This is a genomic window from Alteromonas sp. C1M14, from assembly GCF_018860965.1.
Classification (GTDB): domain Bacteria; phylum Pseudomonadota; class Gammaproteobacteria; order Enterobacterales; family Alteromonadaceae; genus Alteromonas.
On the sequence record NZ_JAHKQF010000018.1, the window covers coordinates 54,916 to 73,578 of the forward strand.

Annotated in this window: 16 protein-coding genes; 9 read left to right on the forward strand and 7 right to left on the reverse strand. The window is 47.0% G+C overall.

From position 1 onward, the window contains the following. Positions 1–85: 85 nt before the first annotated feature. From KO501_RS16730 to KO501_RS16740, 3 genes are all read left to right on the forward strand, one after another. The gene (locus tag KO501_RS16730) at positions 86–832 is read left to right on the forward strand and encodes a class II aldolase/adducin family protein (RefSeq protein ID WP_216030835.1); all 747 of its coding nucleotides are present in this window, start codon (positions 86–88) and stop codon (positions 830–832) included. 527 nt (positions 833–1,359) lie between these two features. Next, positions 1,360–1,521, forward strand: coding sequence for a hypothetical protein (locus KO501_RS16735; RefSeq protein ID WP_216030836.1), 162 nt, complete (start codon positions 1,360–1,362; stop codon positions 1,519–1,521). A 133-nt stretch (positions 1,522–1,654) separates the two neighbouring features. Beyond that, positions 1,655–2,731 (forward strand): putative zinc-binding metallopeptidase, encoded by a 1,077-nt coding sequence (locus KO501_RS16740; RefSeq protein WP_216030837.1) that lies wholly within the window; start codon positions 1,655–1,657, stop codon positions 2,729–2,731. Here the strand turns inward: KO501_RS16740 and KO501_RS16745 are convergent. Further along, positions 2,728–3,465, reverse strand: a complete 738-nt coding sequence (locus KO501_RS16745; RefSeq protein ID WP_216030838.1) for a peptidase — start codon at positions 3,463–3,465, stop codon at positions 2,728–2,730. The two genes, KO501_RS16740 and KO501_RS16745, sit on opposite strands and share 4 nt — an antisense overlap. A 167-nt stretch (positions 3,466–3,632) precedes the next feature. Here KO501_RS16745 and KO501_RS16750 point away from each other — a divergent pair, with 167 nt between their 5' ends. Next, positions 3,633–5,087 carry a circularly permuted type 2 ATP-grasp protein gene (locus KO501_RS16750; protein ID WP_216030839.1) on the forward strand — a complete coding sequence of 485 codons (1,455 nt, stop codon included), beginning with the start codon at positions 3,633–3,635 and terminating at the stop codon, positions 5,085–5,087. A gap of 2 nt (positions 5,088–5,089) precedes the next feature. Next, positions 5,090–6,010 carry an alpha-E domain-containing protein gene (locus KO501_RS16755; protein ID WP_216030840.1) on the forward strand — a complete coding sequence of 307 codons (921 nt, stop codon included), beginning with the start codon at positions 5,090–5,092 and terminating at the stop codon, positions 6,008–6,010. 48 nt (positions 6,011–6,058) lie between these two features. On the opposite strand, the gene KO501_RS16760 is transcribed toward KO501_RS16755, so the two are convergent. Then, entirely contained in the window at positions 6,059–8,116 is a 2,058-nt protein-coding gene (locus KO501_RS16760; RefSeq protein WP_216030841.1) for a S9 family peptidase, read from the reverse strand. A gap of 291 nt (positions 8,117–8,407) precedes the next feature. Next, complete coding sequence (locus KO501_RS16765) at positions 8,408–9,328, reverse strand: LysR substrate-binding domain-containing protein (protein WP_216030842.1); 921 nt, start codon at positions 9,326–9,328, stop codon at positions 8,408–8,410. A 111-nt stretch (positions 9,329–9,439) separates the two neighbouring features. On the opposite strand from KO501_RS16765, the gene KO501_RS16770 reads away from it, so the two are divergent. The 4 genes from KO501_RS16770 to KO501_RS16785 all read left to right on the forward strand — a co-directional run bounded on the left by KO501_RS16770 (position 9,440) and on the right by KO501_RS16785 (position 14,274). Next, positions 9,440–10,348: an arginine deiminase family protein gene (locus KO501_RS16770; RefSeq protein WP_216030843.1), complete on the forward strand. Its 909-nt coding sequence runs from the start codon at positions 9,440–9,442 to the stop codon at positions 10,346–10,348. A gap of 10 nt (positions 10,349–10,358) precedes the next feature. Then, positions 10,359–11,588 carry a M20 family metallo-hydrolase gene (locus tag KO501_RS16775; RefSeq protein WP_216030844.1) on the forward strand — a complete coding sequence of 410 codons (1,230 nt, stop codon included), beginning with the start codon at positions 10,359–10,361 and terminating at the stop codon, positions 11,586–11,588. Between the two features lie 15 nt (positions 11,589–11,603). After that, positions 11,604–13,025 carry an aldehyde dehydrogenase family protein gene (locus KO501_RS16780; RefSeq protein WP_216030845.1) on the forward strand — a complete coding sequence of 474 codons (1,422 nt, stop codon included), beginning with the start codon at positions 11,604–11,606 and terminating at the stop codon, positions 13,023–13,025. A 70-nt stretch (positions 13,026–13,095) separates the two neighbouring features. Continuing rightward, positions 13,096–14,274: an aminotransferase class I/II-fold pyridoxal phosphate-dependent enzyme gene (locus KO501_RS16785; RefSeq protein WP_216030846.1), complete on the forward strand. Its 1,179-nt coding sequence runs from the start codon at positions 13,096–13,098 to the stop codon at positions 14,272–14,274. A 70-nt stretch (positions 14,275–14,344) separates the two neighbouring features. On the opposite strand, the gene KO501_RS16790 is transcribed toward KO501_RS16785, so the two are convergent. Genes KO501_RS16790 through KO501_RS16805 form a run of 4 tightly spaced genes read right to left on the reverse strand, consistent with a single transcriptional unit; the run spans position 14,345 to position 18,661 of the window. Further along, on the reverse strand, positions 14,345–14,668 hold the full coding sequence (locus KO501_RS16790; protein ID WP_216030847.1) for a 2Fe-2S iron-sulfur cluster-binding protein: 324 nt from the start codon (positions 14,666–14,668) through the stop codon (positions 14,345–14,347). Further along, on the reverse strand, positions 14,656–15,888 hold the full coding sequence (locus KO501_RS16795) for an FAD-dependent oxidoreductase (protein WP_216030848.1): 1,233 nt from the start codon (positions 15,886–15,888) through the stop codon (positions 14,656–14,658). Before KO501_RS16795 ends, KO501_RS16790 begins: the two co-directional genes overlap by 13 nt. Further along, positions 15,888–17,189: a 4-aminobutyrate--2-oxoglutarate transaminase gene (gene gabT, locus KO501_RS16800; protein WP_216031123.1), complete on the reverse strand. Its 1,302-nt coding sequence runs from the start codon at positions 17,187–17,189 to the stop codon at positions 15,888–15,890. Before gabT ends, KO501_RS16795 begins: the two co-directional genes overlap by 1 nt. A gap of 17 nt (positions 17,190–17,206) precedes the next feature. After that, positions 17,207–18,661 carry an NAD-dependent succinate-semialdehyde dehydrogenase gene (locus KO501_RS16805; protein ID WP_216030849.1) on the reverse strand — a complete coding sequence of 485 codons (1,455 nt, stop codon included), beginning with the start codon at positions 18,659–18,661 and terminating at the stop codon, positions 17,207–17,209. Between the last annotated feature and the right edge of the window lie 2 nt (positions 18,662–18,663).

Sequence of the window (18,663 nt, forward strand, 5' to 3'; positions counted from 1 at the left end):
CTTTGCAAAAAAGTGATTTGCCAGATGGCGTATGGTCATCTAACGTGCATGCAGTCTCTATACTTATATTGCCAAGGAGTCTGCAATGCCTGCCCCTAGTGACAATGCAGCTGAAAATTTACGCGTAGATTTAGCTGCCGCTTACCGATTACTCGCTCTACATGGCTGGAGCGATAATATATTTACTCATCTCTCTGCTCGATGTCCTGGAAATTCCCACCACTTTTTACTGAATAGCTACGGATTACTGCCCGAAGAAGTGTGCGCAAGTAACCTTATTGAAGTGGATGTGCAGGGAGAAAACGCAGGTATTGAGGAGGCGTCGGTGAACCCTGCAGGGTTTACCATACACAGCGCTGTGCACATGGCTCGGGATGATGCCCATTGTGTTATGCATACCCACACCATGGCAGGTATGGCCGTTGCCGGCTTAGAAGAAGGGCTATTACCGGTTAATCAAACCAGCATGGAGTTTTTCAACCGTGTGGCGTATTACGATTACCAAGGGATCCCACTTGAGTGCGACGAACGAGAAGCCATTGTTGCCGCCCTTGGTAATAAGCACAGTATGATTTTACGTAACCATGGGTTGTTAACGGTGGGGCGCACGGTCGCTGAAGCATATTATCGTATGTATTATTTAAATAAGGCCTGCGAAATTCAAATTGAAGCCATGAAAACCGGCGGTAAATTACTTATTCCTGACGACGAGATTTGCGAACATGTGGCGCAACAAGCGTCTAGCCCTCGCTACATGGCACAAAGTATCGACCTGATCTGGCAAGCCATGCTACGAAAACTCGACCGTACTGATCCATCTTACCGAGATTAACCTTCCCCATTGTTTTTTTGCCCCATAAAAAAAGACCCGCTACAAGCGGGTCTAAAGGAGTACGGAAGGTGAACTAGTTGCCTTCCGATTACACATAAATAGAGACAGGTTTAGGGTATGAACTCACGAAAACGTTTCGCTGGTGATATATACCGAAGATAACGACTACGAGTGTAAAGGCAGAAAACAACCAGATCTAACAATAAAACTTTATAGCATCATGCGTTTTTGTAATGGCATGTTGGCATCAACGCTGCTAATTGGCATTAACACGGTTAGATGGCATCAACACAGCTAGGGCGATCCTAACAAAGCCAATCGTCGCTTGCGTACCCATCTGTATGCAGCACGAAGTATAAACAGAGCTGCCTTTTAGGATTTATTCATGAGAGTTTCGATCAACTTTTCTGATTTTGCGTATAAACTTAACCAATAGCTAATTGCAACGCCATAACGTTGGCGCCATGCGGGATATGTCAAAAACACATTACATCAACGGCTGTAATGACCTGCAACTAAGGGGTAAAATGATGACAGCATCTGACAAACACGCACCACACGAACGAGAAATCACCTTGCCTGAAACCGACGTGAACGACGATGATTGCGATTCGGTGGCAGGAGAAGAAGATCCCGGTGCTGCTTTAGAAGATTTTGTGGAATACGATAAAACAGCGCCGAAAAAATAAGGGGATGTTAAACGTCGATCCTCTTAATCCGTTTTTACGGTGCGCGGGGGTGTTGTATCTTTTGCACCCGTTGTAGTGTAGTTTAAGTGCCCTTGAAATACCCATTGAGCCACAATCAGATAGAAGATATCGTGTGAAAAAATACCAATGCACATGTGGAAACACATTATACTTCACCAACAGTTTGTGTTTGTCGTGTCAGCGCCCAGTGGGCTTTTTGACCGATGCACAGGTGATATCTTCTTGTGATATAAACAGTGATGGCCATTGGATCGCGACCTTTAATGGTAAAGCGTACAAGCAATGTGCAAATTACGCCGACCTCAATATTTGCAACTGGCTTATCCCGTTAGACAGTGCGGATAGTTTGTGTCAGTCGTGCGCCTTAACCGAAACCATTCCCGATTTATCCAAGCCCGATAATCTTAAATTATGGTTCCGCATGGAGCAGGCTAAACGGCACCTTGTCTATACTCTCAATAAACTGGGCCTCCCCATTATAGGCAAAGCTCAAGCCAGTGATGGTTTATCGTTTCGATTTTTAGAAGATGAACTGGAAGAGGCTTTATACGGTCGCGAGCTTACCATTAAGAACACGGTTACCACTGGTCATAGTAATGGCGTGATCACCATTAATCTCAAAGAAGCGGAAGAAACTAAACGACTGGAAATGCGGGAGAAAATGAACGAAAGATACCGTACATTAATCGGTCATTTTCGTCATGAATCTGGGCATTATTATTGGGATATTTTAGTCAAACACAGTCCTTGCTTAGATGAGTTTAGACGATTGTTTGGTGACGAGCGGCAAGACTATCAGCAAAGTTTAGAGCGCTATTATAATGAAGGGCCAGCCGCGGATTGGCCAGACCGCTGTATCAGTGCTTACGCCAGTATGCATCCATGGGAAGACTGGGCGGAAACATGGGCTCATTATTTACATATGGTTGATACGTTAGAATCTGCCAATGAATACGGCACGAGCTTAGAAAACAAAACCCTGGCTAACCCCCTTATCGATGATTATCCCCATACAGCCACCTTTAACGATGAGAGCTTCAATACCCTCATCGAAGATTGGGATAAGCTGACCAACCTACTTAATGCACTAAACAGTAGTATGGGGCTGGACGATGCTTATCCTTTTGTCATCAATGAAAGATCGAAAGAAAAACTGTATTTCATTCACCTATTGGTAAGAGCGATTTAGTCTTTCTCCCAGTCGTATCGGGGTAGCTGATCAAAGGCCTTTCTGACACCTTCTGTCCATTGTTTTTGCAACGACTTATACATAGGGCTATTGAGGGAATAAGTGTTGTGATAGGGCTCGTCTAGGGAGTCTTTTTGATACATGGCAATTTCGATGGGCGGGCCTACCGAAATGTTACTTCTAATGGTGGAGTCTAATGACACCATGGCACACCGGGCAGCATCTTCTAGCGTGGTGGTTTTAGATATAATTCTGTCGAGTATGGGCTTACCGTATTTGGTTTCACCTATCTGCAAGTAGGGCGTATCTTCTGACGCGCTTATGAAATTGCCCTGGGGATAGATATGGAATATTTCCGCTTCTTTTCCCGCTATTTGACCACCTAAAATAAAGTTAGATTCTGCACTGGCATTAGACTTTTCCATGGCTTTGGCATGCAGTTGTTGTTCTTGTTGGCTTAATTTGCCAATGTACTGAGCCACTTCATGTAACTGCTTGCCATCACGCAAACTAAATTCGGCATCGGGGTTAGCTAAATCCCGTTCAATGGCATTCATAACCGCTTGTGAGGTGGCTAGACTTCCTGAGGTCATTAGCACGCAAACACGTTCGCCGGGCCAACAATAACGACGCATTTTACTGTAGGTCGCCACATGATCTACGCCGGCATTGGTTCTGGAATCTGAGCCAAAAATCAGGCCCCGGTTTACTTTGACTGCTAAACAATATGTCACGGTGTCTCTCTTTTTAAAAAATCAGGCAACAAAACAAAATGAGGGGAATCAAGGCTATTTAACCTTTGTTCAGTTACAGGTAAATATCATTATTCCCATTGCAATTTAATCGAAAACTCGCTTATATGGTATGAATAAAACACTTTTATCACGCTAGGGATTGTAGCATGGCAATACGATGGGGAAATTATCGGGTAGGGGAGTTTTATGACGAGCTTATTCGAGTCGCAAATAAACCACGACCCGCTGCGCAGGAAATATGTAAGTATCTGCGTAATCTTTCCGATCAGGAATTGGTTGAATACACTACGGCGGCAGACACTGCCATTCACGTCATGGGGATCACTTTCACGGTATACAGCGAGGAAGAAGGGTCAATCGACCGTGCGTGGCCTTTTGATATTATTCCGCGCATCATTGAAAAAAAAGAATGGCTGCAAATTCAAAAAGGGTTAAAGCAGCGGGTTAAAGCGCTGAATATGTTCATTGAAGATCTCTATAATGAACAGCGTATTCTTGAGGATGGCATTGTGCCTCGGGATCTCATCGAAGCCTCTACCAATTTTTTACCTGAATGCATGGGCGTTAGGCCAAAACATGGCGTTTGGGCCCATATTTGTGGCACAGATTTAGTGCGTGACCATCACGGTACCCCCTACGTACTCGAAGATAACTTACGTGTTCCCTCCGGTGTTTCTTACATGTTAGAAAACCGTCATGTGATGAAGCGTGTGTTTCCCGATATGTTCGAAAAATACAATATTTTACCAGTTGATGATTACCCTTCAGAACTGTACGACATGCTGAGTCAACTTTCTCCCCGGGACATCGAACAACCCGAAGTGGTGGTCCTTACCCCTGGTATTTACAATTCTGCTTACTTTGAGCATGCCTATTTGGCCCAGCAAATGGGGGCCGAGTTAGTGGTGGGCAGCGATTTAGTGGTAGACGACGATGACATAGTTTACATGCGTACCGTTGATGGATTATCCAGAGTGGATGTGATCTATCGGCGAATTGATGATGCGTTTATCGATCCAGAAGTGTTTCGTGCGGATTCCATGTTAGGGGTGCCCGGTCTGATGCGGGCTTGGAAAGCCGGTAATGTCAGTCTTGCTAATGCGCCGGGAGCCGGCGTGGCCGACGATAAAGTGGTATATGCCTATGTACCAGAAATCATTCGCTATTACCTCAATGAAGAGCCTTTATTACCCAATGTCCCTACCTACAAATGCGTTAATAAAGAAGAACGGGATTACGTTATTGAAAACATCGATAAAATGGTAGTAAAACCGGCCAATGAGTCGGGCGGATACGGCATGTTAATTGGCCCGCATTCTACCAAAGCCGAGCGCGAAAAATTCGTTCGTCTAATTCGCAGAGACCCCCGTAATTACGTGGCTCAGCCCATGTTATTGTTGTCTACAGCGCCTACCTTAATTGGCACCAAAGCCGAACCTCGTCACCTCGATTTACGGCCTTTTATTTTAAGTGGTACTGATACCACCGTAACCATGGGCGGTCTTACCCGTGTGGCCATGAAAAAAGGCTCAACGGTGGTAAATTCATCCCAGGGCGGTGGCAGTAAAGACACTTGGATTGTCGACATGGAGGAGGACTAATCATGTTATCTCGGGTTGCCAATCATATTTACTGGATGGAACGTTATCTTGAGCGAGCAGAAAATACCGCTCGCTTAATACAAGTAAACACTCACTTACTTTTAGATTTGCCGCGACACATCACGCTAGGCTGGGAGCCTATTATCGATATGCTGTCGTTTCGTGATGCGTTTTATGAACATTACGACGTGGCTGATGAAAAAAGTGTTATCAAATTCATGGTGACAGACACCGCCAACCCTGGCTCTATTATTAATTGTTTAGCCGCGGCAAGAGAAAACGCACGTATAGTCAGAGAAATCATTCCCGCCGAGGCGTGGGAGCAAATTAATAACCTTCACCTTACTGCAAAAGCCGATGGCCAAAGCGTGCTTACCCGTCGCCACCGATTCGCGTGCTTGCACAAAATCATTATTGGTAACCAAACTATCACCGGACTACTGGGCGGTACCATGTTGCGGGGAGAAGGTTATGCCTTTTTACGGTTAGGTCGGCACTTAGAACGTACCGATATGACCTCTCGAATTATCGATGTTCGTTCGGCGTCTTTGTTACCGGATCTATCGCCAGAACAATCTGCCTTTGAAAATATTCAATGGATGGGGGTGTTAAAGTCGCTTACCGCCTATCAAATGTACCGACAGGAAATGCGTATACGTATTAATCGTACCGATGTATTGAAGTTTTTATTGCAGTACACCCAGTTCCCCCGTTCGCTAAGTCACTGCTTGCAGCAAATGGGTAAGTGCTTGCTTGAATTGCCTAAATCTGATCACATTAAAGAGCAGGTGAAGGTGCTGTCAGAAAACTTACAACAGTTAGATACTTACGAATTAACTCAAGATAATCTGCACGAAACAATTGATGAAGTGCAGGTAGGTTTAGTGAACATTCACCAAGCCATTAACGAGGCGTATTTCTAAACTAAAAAAACTGGCACCTTAATGGTGCCAGCTATACTTCACTTCTTTTTATTGTGTTTCGGTAGACGCTGATCCGCTAGGGTAACGTTCAAACCAAGCCAATACATGCTTTACCTTGGCAATAAGTTGGCTAGGACGCTTGGCAATAAAGTGAAAAGCGCCGGGCATTTCTACTAAAGCCGTATCAACCTTTCGAATTTTAAGGGCGTTATACAGTTGTTTAGACTCTGACAATGGTGTGCGCATATCGGCATCTCCTACCATCACCAGCGTGGGAGTATGGATATTGCCTACCAAAGAAAGCGGTGAAAACTTCCAATATTCCTGCACGTTTTCCCAAGGTTGGCCTTCATAACGGTAATTTGCATAACCGTAATAATTATCCGCCGTTAACGTTTTACTGATCCAATTCATCACCGGCTTTACTACAGCAGCGGCTTCAAACCGATTATTTTTACCTATCATCCAAGCGGTCATGATACCGCCAGCACTACCACCGGTAACATAGAGCTTATCTTCTGTGGTGTAACCAAGACGAATCATCTCGTCTACGCCATCCATCACATCTTGATAGTCTTCTCCGGGGTAATTGCGATACAGCAGGTTGGCAAATTCTTCGCCGTAAGACGTGCTACCTCGAGGATTAGGGTAAAAAACAACATAACCTGCACTGGCATACAATTGAATTTCAGGTGAAAAACGGGCGCCATAGTTAGAAATGGGGCCGCCGTGATTTTCTACCAGTAATGGGTAAGATTTACCTGCTTCATAATTGGGAGGGAACACCACCCAACCTTGCACTTTTCTGCCGTCAGCAGTGGATTTGTACCATACGGTTTCTACTTTGCCTAAGGTGCGGTAAGCCAGTAGATCTTCGTTTAATCCTGTAATAAGCGCCGGGTCGTTGCCTTTTTTCGTTATCACAGCCACATCTGAAGGGCGATAAGCGGTGGTGTGGGTAAAGGCGATTTGCCCTTTTGCATTCACTGAAAAACTGCCACCACCATAGGGACGGCTTACTGCAGTACCGCCCATATTAGTGGCCAGGTCGGTAATCTTGCCCGACAACGACACTTTGGCTAAGCGAGTATCGCCTTCGCTGTCATACGTAAAGTACAGCCCGCTGGGTTGCCAAGTTAGTTGACCCATGCTGCGATCAAGCTCGGTATCAATTTCGTGTTTGTTGCTGCCGTCTATATCCATTACGTATAAACGTGTCACTTGGTAGGCTTGAATTTTGTCGTCAAAACCTAACCAGGCAATTTGCTTTCCATCTGGGGAAATGGCCGGCGTGTGATCAGGCCCTTTGCGTTGAGTTAGGGCCTTAATATCACCGCTATCTAGATTAACCTGATAAATTTCTGAATTACGAAAGTCGTGTTCAAAGTCGGCATGCCGATTAGCGGAAAAGATGAGGTTTTTGCCGTCGGGTGTCCACTGAGGTGTGCCCTTATGATGGAAATTGCCCGATGTGATTTGGCGGGGCGTTCCCCCTTCTGCCGGTATAACAAACAGATGATAAAAGCCGGTTTCCATATAACCGCGACCATCTTGTTCGTATTTAAGGCGGGTGGTGATGCGAGGCGCATCGGCCCACTTAGCCCCTTTGGGTTTAGCTGGCATACTTACCATGACGGGTGGTTTTTCTGGTACTAGCATGGAAAAGGCGATGGCTTTGCCATCAGGAGACCAGCTTAGGCCTGAAGGGGAGCGTTCCAATTCTGTTAATCGCGCGGTTTTGCCTGTTTCTACCCAATAAACGTAAATTTCGCTACCGTGTAGTCCTTTGCTGGTATAAGCAAGGCGTTTCCCATCAGGCGACCAAACTGCCGCGCCTTCGCCGGTATCGCGCTCGGTGAGTTTGGAAAGATCACTGCCGTCTGAAGACACCATCCATAATCTAGATTGACGGGAGTCTGTCATCACATCCATATACCCGCGATTAAACACCACGGTTTTGCCATCGGGAGATATGGCTGGGTTTGCCGCCCATTCTAAATTGAATACATCGCTATCTTGAAAAGCGGGCTTAGTTTGTGCCGAGGTTACGGTGGAAACGAGAAGCCCCACTAAGCACAGCATGCCGGTGCCGAAGCATTTTTTCATCGCCAGTTCCTTTTTTGTGTGTCTTATTTTGTATTCTGATCTGTTTTATATCGTTATAAGTTTAGTGCTTAAGGTACATATCAGTGTTTTCTGTCAACGCTTTAATTAACAGCAAACCCTTTTACCTTACATGAATACCGTTTCTTTTTGAGGGCTCTTAACTTGTCTTTTAACCGTTCACCTCTTGTGCCCTGTGCAAAAAACGCTTGGGGTAGCCATGAACGAGCCTTATACCTTAGAGGGCTGCTGGGGTTTTGCCCGATAATCAGTTGGCCGCTTTCTAGCACAAATTCACTCAAGGCGAGCCCCTTTTTCGTCTAAATTCTTCAGCACGCTTTGTAATACCAGCTGGGTGCGGTAGTTCATTAAAGGCGCGGGGTGGGTCACCAAATAAACCGATTCTCCTGCCGGATGGACCGAATCCAGTGCCTGCATCAATTTACCTTGGCGAATATCGTCACTGACTTCCACAATGTCGGCCAATGCCAACCCCATGCCTAAACGCGCCGCTTCAATGGCCTGATAAGCATAATCAAAATAGGTGTGCTGAGGGGATTGTCGACCATCCAGTTTATGGTGCTTAAACCAAGTTATCCATTGCCCAAGGCTGTCATGGAGCAGCGGGTAGGTAAGAAGGTCTGCCACTGACTGTATGGTCTTACCTTTCAATAATGCAGGATTACACACCGGCACATAGTATTCGTTATACAGTTTTTTTACCGTTTTATCCGGCTCATTTGGGCAGCCTAAGCATAGCGCAATATCCAGTTCCGCCGGCAGGGTTTCCTGATGGGGCTCTAGGGTGCGTAATTTAAAGGAGATTTCAGGGTATTGTTGTTGCACATCGGCTAAAACCGGTAACAGCCAGTTAAGCATGATGGTGCCGGTTGTGCCTATGATCACTTCACCGGCTACTTGTGTAGGATCAAGCAGGTGTAAACCATTATTTAATTCACTAAAGGCCTTTTGCACCGACGCTAACAAGCGCATGCCCGGTGCGGTTAATTGCAGCTTATTGTTTTTGCGTTCAAACAGTTGGGTGTTTAGTCTGGCTTCCAATTGCTTAATGTGTCGGCTTAGGGCCGAGTGAGACACAAACATTTCCTGGGCGGCTTTACGCATATGACAGTGCCTGCCCGCGGCTTCAAAGGCCACTAGCGCATTAAGGGGAATTTGTCGTAAATCTAAATAAGGCGTTTGTTCTGGTTTCATGCTTTTGTGTTTATGGTCTAATAATTAGACCATAATGGTAATTAAACGATGCTTGTGTATTTGATTTGTCACCATAAACTGGTTTTATCGAAACATAAAGAGTAAATCGAAATGAGCAAATCGTTTTATCGTCGTAACCCTTTGGGGAACACGGGCCGTTTAGAGCACTGGAGCATGGACTCTGAGTACGGAGAACTGCAAGAAGTACTCATTGGCCCTATGGATCATTACAACTGGAAAGACGGTAATGCCATGTCCCGCCGCTCTGTGCGTCTGGGTAGACAGTTTGATAAAGCGGTGGCCGCCAAGCAATACCAAGAAATGCTAGATGTGTATCATCATTGCGGCGTGAAAACCCATATTTTAACGCCTGATGAGCATTTGCCGTATCAGATTTATGCCAGAGACTCTTCGGTACTAACACCTTGGGGGCCAATCATTACCCAAATGTACAGCCCATGGCGTCGTGGCGAATGGGTGAGTGTCAGTAAATTTTACGAGCAAGCAAATATTCCAATTTTTGATGCAGTTACTGCCGGTTCTTTTGAAGGCGGTGATTTTATGGTGTTAGAGCCCGGTGTTATTTTATGTGGGTATACCGGTGAGCGTACCAGCGAAGCAGGCCTTAATCAGGTGAAAGGTTGGGTAGAAAAAGAAGGTTGGGAATTTAAATCTTATCAGTTTGACCCTTACTTTCTGCATCTTGATGTGAAGTTTGCCATGCTTACAGAAAAACTCGCGGCCGTGTGTACGCAGGCTGTAGAAGATGAACTGCTAGACTGGCTAAAAGCCCGTAACATTGAAATTATCGACATTTCTTATCGTTCGGTGCTTGAACTTGGGGTCAATGTGGTGGCACTAGGAAAAGACAGAGTGCTTATTCCTGAAGCCAGCAAAGAGCTAGTGGAAAAAGCCAAAGCCCATGGCCTTGAAGTTTTCTCACCGGATATTTCCATGTTTACTTCCGGTGGCGGCGGCGTACATTGTATGTGCCAGCCACTTAGCCGCGCAGATGCATAGGAGCAAGACAATGGCGTTACAAATAAACGGTGAACGCCTATGGGCGAGCCTTATGGAAATGGCGAAAATTGGCGGCACCGACAAAGGGGGCTGTAATCGTCAGGCTTTAACCGACAAAGACAAAGCAGGCCGAGAGCTATTTATTTCTTGGTGCAAAGACATTGGCTGTACTTTGCGTGTAGATCAAATGGGCAATTTGTTTTTGCGTAAAGCCGGTACCAATAACGCTTTGCCACCGGTGATCACCGGTAGCCATTTAGATACTCAGCCCACCGGCGGTAAATTCGATGGCGTGTATGGTGTGCTGGCTGGTTTAGAAGTCCTGCGTACCTTGCATGAAAACGCCGTTGAAACTTTACACCCTTTAGAAGTGGTAGTGTGGACCAACGAGGAAGGAGCGCGGTTCTCACCGGCTATGATCGGTTCGGGGGTATGGTGCGGTGAATTTAGTTTAGATTACGGATTAAGCCGTACCGACAAAGCGGGTATCAGTATTGGCGATGAACTTGCCCGTCACGGGTATCTTGGCGATGCCCCTTGTGCACCTTTTCAAATTAAAGCGGCAATAGAGCTGCATATCGAGCAAGGCCCCATATTAGAAGCGGTGGAAAAACCCATTGGTGTGGTAAAAGGTGTGCAGGGCATGCGTTGGTACGATCTTGTGCTAACCGGTCAGCCAGTTCATGCTGGGCCTACGCCCATGGATCAGCGCCAAGACCCCATGAAAGCGGTGTCACAAATCATTAGCGCTTTATTTGCTTTAGCTGACGACACCGGTCCATTAGCTCGGGCAACCTTTGGCGATATCAATGCCAGCCCAGGCTCTCGCAATACGGTACCAGAAACCGTGACATTAACGGTGGACTTACGCCATCCTGATCAACATACCCTCGATGACATGGACGCTGAATTTCGCCGTATTGCCAGCACCATTAGCCGTGCTTGTGGGGTAGAACACACAATTGTTGATGAATGGAATTCGCCGGCGGTCGCTTTTGATGAACACTGTATTAATGCGGTGCGTGCATCAGCTCAGCAAGCCGAACTGGATTATGAAGAAATGTTCTCGGGTGCAGGTCACGATTCTGTGTATGTTTCAAAAGTTGCCCCCACATCCATGATCTTCATTCCCTGTGAAAAAGGGATCAGTCATAACGAGGCCGAAAACGCCACACCGGAAGATATTACATCAGGGTGTCAGGTATTGTTAGGTACTATGGTTAAACTGGCAAATGCCTAAAAACGGAATCAGCGGATGAAAAATTATACAAAGCTTTATATCGGCGGTGAATGGCTAGCCAGCACTGGCAGTGAGACCTTAGATGTGGTGAATCCAGCCAATGGCGAGGTAATAGCCAAAGTGCCAGCAGCCACTACCGATGATGTGGATAAAGCCATTACGGCGGCGAAAAAGGCGTTTGCAGATTTTAGTGCAACCTCGTCCGCCCAACGTGCTGCTTTAATTCATCAAATTGCCGATGTTATGGAAGCGCGCAAAGATGAACTTATTCACGGCATCATTAGCTCCATGGGATGTCCGCTAGCTTTTGCTGACGATATTCAGGTACAAGGAGCCATCGATTCCTTCCGCAGTTTTGCTGATTTAGCATGTGAAGTCGACAAACAAGAGCAGCACGAAAGCTTTGTTACCGTACACGAGCCCATAGGGGTTTGCGTGCTCATCAACCCTTGGAATTATCCCTTGTCCCAGTTAGTTGGAAAGCTAGGGCCGGCGCTGGCTGCCGGTTGTACTGTGGTGATCAAGCCTGCTGAGCAAACGCCTCTACAAGACTTAATTTTAGCCGATATTATTAATCAGTGTGGTGTCCCTGCTGGCGTGGTAAACGTACTAACCGGGGTTGGACGAGATATTGGTGAAGCCCTGTGTAGTCACTCCGATGTCGACATGGTGTCGTTTACTGGGTCGACACAGGCCGGTATTAAGGTGGCTCAGGCAGCGGCCCCCAGTGTTAAACGGGTTTGCCAAGAGCTTGGCGGCAAGTCGCCTTATATCATTGCGCCCGGCGCTGATCTCAACGCTGCCGTTAAGTACGGCGTAGAAGACATAATGATAAATTCAGGCCAAACATGTAGCGCGCTAACTCGTATGCTTGTTCCCCGTGATGTCCTTGCTGAAGTCGAGCATATTGCCCTAAATCTTGTTTCCGCTTGGGCCCCTGGCGACCCTCTTCACCCAGATACACTTATGGGCCCTCTTAGCTCTAAATTGCAGCAACAGCGGGTTCATGGGTACATTGATGCGGGTATTAACGAAGGTGCCACACTGCTTTGCGGGGGGAAAGAATTACCGGAACACCTTAAAAATGGCGCTTACGTGATGCCCACCATTTTTTCTAACGTCACGCCGGATATGACCATTGCCCGAGAAGAAATTTTTGGTCCCGTACTGTGTATTATTCCTTATGCCAGTCTTGATGAAGCCATCCATATTGCCAACGATACGGTATATGGTCTGTCGTCAGCGGTCTTTGCAGAAGATAAAGACCAAGCTTTAGACATTGCGGCCCAGTTAAAGGCGGGTCAGTGCCTTATTCAAGGCGCCTATTTTAATACCGACGCTCCCTTTGGCGGCTACAAACAATCTGGAAACGGTCGTGAGTGGGGCATAGAAGGCCTAAAAGAATATACCGAAACCAAAGCCATTATCTTTCAGTAACCTTATTGCCGTGAAAGCATGGGGTCTTTCGCGGGCTTGAAGCGTTACGTTTTTGTTAGGATAAAAATTTATGCGTTATGCGCCATTAACCCAGGCCATTCAGGGAGAAACTGTGGATGCTTGGGATATTCATTTTAAAGCCACCGCTTTAAAAGAAACAGATCCGGGTGTCATCATACTAAGTATTGGCGATCCAGACTTTGATACGCCACCCGCGGTGGTGGAAGCGGCGGTGAGTGGTCTTAGGCAAGGTGATACCCATTATGTGGAAATTGAGGGGCGTGATCCCTTACGAAGAGAAATCGCTCGACAGCATCAAGTAAAATGCGGCCAACTGGTCAGTAAAGACAACGTGATTTTACTGGCTGGGGCACAAAACGCTTTGTTTTCCACGTCGTTGTGTATTTTAGCTCCGGGGGATGAAGCCATTGTGCTGCAACCCATGTATGTTACTTACGAGGCATGTATTCAGCTTACTGGCGCAAAACTGGTGCCCGTGGCCATGGATAAACACAATAACTTTCGCTTAGATGCCGACGCACTGGCCAATGCCATTACTGATAAAACTCGGGCCATATTTTTTGCCACGCCCAATAACCCCAGTGGCGTAATGTTAAATCGTCAAGAATTACAATTTATTGCTGATATCGCCATTAAGCATGATTTGTGGGTGGTGTCCGATGAGGTGTACAGCCAAACCGTGTTTGACGGTGAGCATTTAAGTATTGCCGGCTTCGATGGCATGGCAGAGCGCACGGTAACCTTAAACAGTTTGTCAAAATCCTATGCCATGACTGGCTGGCGAGCGGGCTGGGCCATTGCTCCTGAAACCCTTACCAAACACATGTCTAATTTGTCCTTGTGTATGCTGTACGGGCTACCGGGCTTTGTGCAACAGGCAGCTTATGCGGCGTTAACGGATAAATCCGCCGTCGCTGCGTCACAGCACATGCGAGACACTTATCAGCGCAGAAGAGATACCTTGGTGGCTTGCTTTAAAAAGCATAAGAATTTGTCTTGTGTGCCTCCAGAAGCGTCCATGTTTTTACTGGTCAACGTTAGTCAGACAGGGCTAAACGCTCAGCAATTTGCCGAAGCTCTGCTAGAATTTGAGCGTATCGGAGTGTTGCCTGCGACGGCCTTTGGTCAATGCGCCTCCGACTACATTCGGATTTCTTATGTGGTGGATGATGAGCAGCTTGCTGATGCTTGTGAGCGCATAGACAGGTTTATGGCACGGTTTGCTTAAACGCCGTATAAATGCAAAAAACGGGCTTTGCGTTATAGCAAAGCCCGTTTTTTATTGCGTTTGTTGTATATTACCAGTCGCTTTCTGGTACTTTGACCACCAACCCTTCTAAGTCGTCAGACAAGGTGATTTGGCAAGATAAACGGCTACCGGGTTGACAATCGTCAATGGCGCTTTCAAGTAGCGCGGTTTCCATTTTATCTGGCGGGGTAACTTTACCTACCCAAGCGGTATCCACAATACAGTGGCAGGTAGCACAAGAACAACATCCACCACAATCTGCGGTAATTTGTTCAATGCCGTTATCTACGGCTGTTTGCATTAGGCTGTCGCCGTCGATAGCCGTCACCGTCATTTGGCTATCATCGGGTAGAATAAAGGTTATGTTAGGCATGCTTGTGGTGCTCCTGTGAATATATCGCTAACAGGTATGTTGGCATCGGCCAACAGGGTCTTGTCTAGTTCAGGTAATTGGGGCAGATACTTGCGTGCCACCATAAAAGATTTGGTTTGATTAATGGTGTCAACGGCAATCAATTTATTGTGCACAAAATAAAACGCCGCGAGGCTTTTTTCTGATTCTTGGCGCACAACCACATCGGTATAACCGGCAGATAAACCGGCAATTTGCAGCTTTGCATCGTATTGATCAGACCAAAACCAGGGAAACGCGTTATAAGGTGCAGGTTTATTGCATAGAGTTAACGCCACGGTCTTGGCTTGATCCGTTGCGTTTTGCACCGACTCAATACGTAGTTTTTTGTGGTATACGGGGTGGGCAAAATTCACGCAATCGCCAATGGCATAAATATGCGGGTCGTTGGTCTGCATAAACCCATTTACATCTATACCGTTACTCACATTTAATCCGCAGCCGCTCGCCAATGAATGCGCTGGTTGTACACCAATGCCGGCTACTACCATATCAGCCTCATAGTGTTTACCGTTATCGGCAATGACCGATGTAACCTGTGTGTCGCCGGTGATTTCCACTGCCATGGTATTGGTGACAATGGTTACGCCATTTTGCTGGTGTAATGCGGTGATAAAATCGCTGATCCCAGGGCTGGTTAAATGTTGTAAAGGACGCTGGCTATTTATTAGCACGGTCACTTCTTTACCCATTTTTCGCAACGAGGCCGCCGCTTCTAAGCCAATATAGCCGCCGCCAATAACCACGACCTTTTTTACCTTAGGCAGGGCCTGTTTTATCCCAGTGGCATCTTGATGGTCGCGTAAATAATACACCCCTTTAAGATCGGCCCCAGCAATACTTAGGCGGCGTACCGAGGCACCGGTGGCTAAAATAAGATCGTCATAAGCAAGACACTGACCATTCGCTAATTCCACAGTTTGAGACTGACGGTTTATGCCAACTACGTTGGTATCTAGCATCAAATTGATGTTTTTTTGTTGATAAAATGCTTCAGGTCGCAGCCATAAACGTTGCTCGGGTAAGGTGTCCTGCAAAAACGCTTTAGATAACGGCGGGCGCTGATAGGGCAGCACTTTTTCAGCGCTAATGAGGGTGATTTCACCGTCATAGCCTTGGGCGCGCAAATTAACTGCTGCTTGCACCCCAGCATGGCTAGCACCTACGATCACACAATGCATTAGTAACTTACCTCTTCCGCGTTATCTAACAACGACGCCAATAATTGTTCGAAGTTGTCTAAACCTTCAGACGCAATGTCTGGGGTCATGGTAAGGGCGGGTAAAAAGCGTATAACATTCCCGTAGTAACCGCAGGCCAGCAAAATAAGATGGTGCTCTTTGGCTTTAGCAATAATGGCTTGGGCCAGTGCTGGGTTGGTTTGTTCTGGGTCGCCATTGTACATAAATTCAATGGCAATCATGGCACCGGTATTACGGACGTCTGAGATGAAATCTGGGTAGCGTTGTTTAAGCCCTTGCAGTCGCGCCTTGAATAATTCGCCCAACCCATTGGCTTTGTCAATTAAGTGCTCTTTTTCGATGACATTCAATACGGCTAACGCTGCAGCACAGGCGACGGGAGAACCACCATAGGTGCCGCCTAATCCGCCCGGTAACGGCGCATCCATAATGTCAGCTTTACCCACTACCGCAGAAAGAGGAAACCCGCCAGCGATGCCTTTTGCCATGGTCATTAAGTCAGGCTCAATACCAGCATATTCGCAGCAAAACATTTTTCCTGTGCGACCAAACCCAGTTTGAATTTCATCTACAATCAGCACAATGCCATGATCATCACACAGTTTGCGCAAGGTTTTTAAGAAGCTAGCGGGTGCCGCATTAAAACCCCCTTCACCTTGTACCGGCTCGATAATAATGGCCGCAACGTCTTCCGCGGCAATGGTGGCTTTAAACAGGTTCTTTATCGCAAAGAGGGCATCTTGCTCGGTAATATTGTGCAGCGCATTAGGAAACGGCGCATGGTAAATATCACCTGGAAAGGGGCCGAAATCTTTTTTGTAAGGGGCAATTTTGCCCGTCAGTGCCATGGTTAAATTAGTGCGACCATGAAAACCGGCGTTAAAGGCTATCACACCCCGACGACCGGTATGGCAACGGGCGATTTTTACGCAGTTTTCTACGGCTTCAGCCCCAGTGGTGACAAAAATAGCTTTCTTGGCCGAGTCGCCTGGCGCGAGTGCCGTAAGCTTTTCAGCCAACGCCACCGCACTTTCGTAAGGGTTTACCATTAAACAGGTGTGGCTAAACGCGCTTACCTGTTCAGTAACAGCTTGAACAACGTCGGGATGACTGTGCCCGGTATTGCAAACGGCAATACCAGTGGCAAAATCAATAAATCGGTTCCCTTCAACATCAAAGACTTCTGCATTGCGGGCTTCTTTTACGTATACAGGGTAGCTGTTACCCTGTCCGCGGGCGAACACCTTGTCTTTTCTTTGTTGCAATTGCTCGTTGTTCATCACTGTCTCATCTACTTTCACTGCCCAATTCCCCCCATACAGAGATATTTAATATTGGTGTAATCACTTAACCCATAATGGGAACCTTCACGGCCCGTTCCTGATTGCTTAACGCCACCAAACGGGGCGGCAGTATCAGAAATCAAACCTTCGTTTATACCTACCATGCCAAAGTCTAGCGCTTCAGATACACGCCATACTCGCCCGATATCCTTAGAATAAAAATAGGATGCCAACCCGTATTCAGTGTCGTTTGCCATGGCGATGGCTTGCTGTTCGTCAGAGAATTTCACGATGGGTGACACTGGGCCAAAGATTTCTTCGCGAAAAACGCGCATGTCAGAGGTAACGTTTCCTAACACCGTGGGAGGATAAATATTGTCGTCACCGGCGGGGGTACCGCCAAGTACTAAGGTGGCCCCTTTTTCGATGGCATCTTCCACTAATCCGTGCACATTTTTGCAGGCGTTTTCATGGATCATGGGGCCAATGTCGGTCCCTTGAGCTAGGCCGTCACCCATTTTAAGGCTGGCGACCTTGTCTGCGTATATGGCGAGGAATTTGTCGTAAACACTTTCTTGCACCAAAATACGGTTTGTACACACACAGGTTTGCCCCGCGTTGCGGTATTTCGACTGAATAAGCCCCGTGGCCGCCGCATCAAGATCGGCATCTTCAAATACAATAAAAGGCGCATTACCGCCAAGCTCCATAGATACCCGTTTTACCGAGTCGGCGCATTGCTTGGTCAGTATCTTGCCTACCCGGGTAGAGCCGGTGAAAGAAAATTTGGCAACGTCAGGATGCTGAGTCATTACTTTACCTATGCCGGCGGCATCAGAGCCGGGCACAATACTTAGTACACCTTTTGGAATTCCGGCTTGCTCGGCCAAAACCGCCAAAGCCAGCGCTGATAGGGGCGTTTCGGTGGCAGGACGAACCACAAAGGTACAACCTGCTGCCAGTGCTGCCGCCGCTTTGCGGGCAATCATGGCATTGGGGAAGTTCCATGGCGTGATGGAGGTAACCACGCCTACGGGTTGTTTAATCACCACAATGCGCTTATTGGGCGATGCCGATGGTATGGTGTCACCGTATAAACGTCGGGCTTCTTCGGCAAACCATTCAATAAAGGAGGCACCGTAACCAATTTCGCCCACGGCTTCTTTTAAGGGTTTACCTTGTTCTAGCGTTAGTATTTTACCCAGTTCATCTTGGTGCTCTATGATCAAAGCATACCAGCGCTTTAGTAGCTTGCTGCGTTCGATGGCGGGCATGGCGGCCCAAGCTGGAAAAGCTTGTTTGGCTGCTTCAATCGCCGATGCTGCATCGTTTTCGTCACAGTCACTGACGTCGGCGATATGCTCGCCATTTAGCGGATTGGTGACCGCGAAAGTGCTTGGCTTAGTAACCCAACTGCCATTAATGAAGGCGGAAGTGGCAAGTAACTGTGTATTCGAAGAAAAAGACATAT

What these genes read in the sequence shown, in the direction of transcription:
- KO501_RS16730 (WP_216030835.1), top strand. Translation starts at nt 86, where the DNA reads ATGCCTGCCCCTAGTGACAATGCAGCTGAAAATTTACGCGTAGATTTA.
- KO501_RS16735 (WP_216030836.1), top strand. Translation starts at nt 1,360, where the DNA reads ATGATGACAGCATCTGACAAACACGCACCACACGAACGAGAAATCACC.
- KO501_RS16750 (WP_216030839.1), top strand. Translation starts at nt 3,633, where the DNA reads ATGGCAATACGATGGGGAAATTATCGGGTAGGGGAGTTTTATGACGAG.
- KO501_RS16755 (WP_216030840.1), top strand. Translation starts at nt 5,090, where the DNA reads ATGTTATCTCGGGTTGCCAATCATATTTACTGGATGGAACGTTATCTT.
- KO501_RS16760 (WP_216030841.1), bottom strand. Translation starts at nt 8,116, where the DNA reads ATGAAAAAATGCTTCGGCACCGGCATGCTGTGCTTAGTGGGGCTTCTC.
- KO501_RS16765 (WP_216030842.1), bottom strand. Translation starts at nt 9,328, where the DNA reads ATGAAACCAGAACAAACGCCTTATTTAGATTTACGACAAATTCCCCTT.
- KO501_RS16770 (WP_216030843.1), top strand. Translation starts at nt 9,440, where the DNA reads ATGAGCAAATCGTTTTATCGTCGTAACCCTTTGGGGAACACGGGCCGT.
- KO501_RS16775 (WP_216030844.1), top strand. Translation starts at nt 10,359, where the DNA reads ATGGCGTTACAAATAAACGGTGAACGCCTATGGGCGAGCCTTATGGAA.
- KO501_RS16780 (WP_216030845.1), top strand. Translation starts at nt 11,604, where the DNA reads ATGAAAAATTATACAAAGCTTTATATCGGCGGTGAATGGCTAGCCAGC.
- KO501_RS16785 (WP_216030846.1), top strand. Translation starts at nt 13,096, where the DNA reads ATGCGTTATGCGCCATTAACCCAGGCCATTCAGGGAGAAACTGTGGAT.
- KO501_RS16790 (WP_216030847.1), bottom strand. Translation starts at nt 14,668, where the DNA reads ATGCCTAACATAACCTTTATTCTACCCGATGATAGCCAAATGACGGTG.
- KO501_RS16795 (WP_216030848.1), bottom strand. Translation starts at nt 15,888, where the DNA reads ATGCATTGTGTGATCGTAGGTGCTAGCCATGCTGGGGTGCAAGCAGCA.
- gabT (WP_216031123.1), bottom strand. Translation starts at nt 17,189, where the DNA reads ATGAACAACGAGCAATTGCAACAAAGAAAAGACAAGGTGTTCGCCCGC.
- KO501_RS16805 (WP_216030849.1), bottom strand. Translation starts at nt 18,661, where the DNA reads ATGTCTTTTTCTTCGAATACACAGTTACTTGCCACTTCCGCCTTCATT.